This window comes from Shewanella sp. 10N.286.51.B8 (assembly GCF_041469325.1).
Classification (GTDB): domain Bacteria; phylum Pseudomonadota; class Gammaproteobacteria; order Enterobacterales; family Shewanellaceae; genus Shewanella.
The window spans coordinates 1-662 of the sequence record NZ_JBFRKG010000088.1; the positions used below are offsets into that span (position 1 = coordinate 1).

1 protein-coding gene is annotated in these 662 nt (G+C 37.0%); it reads right to left on the reverse strand.

Features of this window, described 5'->3' with window-relative positions; genetic code table 11:
• Nucleotides 1-117 precede the first annotated feature (117 nt).
• Nucleotides 118-648, reverse strand: a complete 531-nt coding sequence (locus AB4160_RS19450) for a TlpA family protein disulfide reductase (RefSeq protein WP_372006091.1) — start codon at nucleotides 646-648, stop codon at nucleotides 118-120.
• Nucleotides 649-662: the final 14 nt, after the last annotated feature.

A 662-nucleotide genomic window follows, 5' to 3' on the forward strand; every position in this document is an offset into this window, starting at 1 on the left:
AAAAAAAGATCGCATGATGATCTTTTCATCAAATACGATCTTTTTTAATCAATTCAGGTGTAATTAGTCTATTAAGTAAGCAACCTTATATCACTATCGTTAGACTTTAATTGCAATTTATTGAAACTGTCGTAAAAACTCAACAGCGTTTTCATCATCCCAATCGACATAAGTACGCACATAAGCAACCAATTCACCTTCTTTATTTAGAATAAAGGTCGCTGGTATGGTGTCTAGTGGAAATACTTCTCGTAAATTCTGTCTTGGGTCGTAATAAGAAGTAAAAGCACCTAGACCAATAGAATCAAGGAAAGGGCTAACTTGCTTCTTGCCTTCTGCATCAATAGAGATTGGCATCAACACATATTCGTCTTTACTCAGTGTTTTCTCTAATCGATTTAATGCAGGTAGCTCTCTTACACACGGAGGACACCAGGTCGCCCACATATTAATGATAACAACTTTGCCTTTATGGGCTTCGAAATCAACTTCATTGCCTTCGGCATCATTAAAACCAATGTGTGCAATAGGAAACGGCTGCGCTAATACATTTATCTTATCAAGTGTTGATTGACTAACATGCTGTTGCTGTTTTTCCATTCCAGGATATGCATTAGCGGTAAAACTTACCGCTAATGCACCAAGCATGATCAATTTGATCA